The 947-nt window shown below is 67.1% G+C and carries 1 protein-coding gene; it reads left to right on the top strand.

From position 1 onward, the window contains the following. A partial coding sequence (locus tag AB3X94_RS41715) for a YadA family autotransporter adhesin (protein WP_368614460.1) occupies positions 1–947 on the top strand: 947 nt, incomplete at both ends.

Consider the following 947-nt stretch of genomic DNA (forward strand, 5'->3'; position numbering starts at 1 on the left):
CGACATCACGGTAGCGAAGGACATGGACGGCACGGTGGTGAACGTGGCGGGCGCGGCGGGTAACCGCACGGTGACGGGCGTGGCGAATGGCGCAGTGAACGCATCGAGCGTGGATGCGATCAATGGCGGCCAGCTGTACGGCGCGGCATCGAGCACGGCCGAGGCACTGGGCGGTGGTTCGACCGTGAACGCAGACGGTACGCTCAGCGCACCGAGCTACAGCGTAGGCGGCGCGACGGTGCACAGCGTAGGCGATGCCGTCACGAACCTCGACGGTCGCACGACGCAGAACACGGAGGACATCACGAAGCTGCAGACCCAGGTGGGCGATGTCGGCACGCAATTGTCGGCCGCGGTGCAGTACGACCGTCGCGCTGACGGCTCGGTGAACTTCGGTGCCGTGACGCTGGGTGGAGGCCAGAGCACGGGTCCGGTGATCCTGACCAACGTGGCCAACGGCTCGAGCCAGTATGACGCGGTGAACTTCGGCCAGTTGTCGGCGTTGCAGGATCAGGTGACGGATCTTAACGGGCAGGTGTGGAATCTGGGCAGCCAGCTGTCCAACGTCCAGCCGGGCAGCTCGAATTCTGATGCCTCGAATGGTTCGTCTTCGGGCGGCGGCAACGACGCGGTGGTCAACGCAGCAGCGACGGGTAGCGGTGCGGCCAGCACGGTGGCCGGAGCGGGCGCGGCAGCCTCGGGCGACAACGCGACGGCAGTCGGCGCCAACGCAGCGGCAAGCGGCGTCAACTCGACGGCGATCGGCACGGGCTCGCAGGCCGCCAATGCGAACTCGGTGGCGTTGGGTCAGGGTTCGTCGACGGACCGCGACAACTCGGTGTCGGTGGGTTCGGCCACGCAGCAGCGTCAGATCACCAACGTTGCAGCGGGTACGGCGGACACGGACGCGGTCAATGTCGGTCAGATGAACAGCTCGGTTGCGCAGG

The organism is Paraburkholderia sp. BR10923, from assembly GCF_040948765.1.
GTDB lineage: Bacteria > Pseudomonadota > Gammaproteobacteria > Burkholderiales > Burkholderiaceae > Paraburkholderia > Paraburkholderia youngii.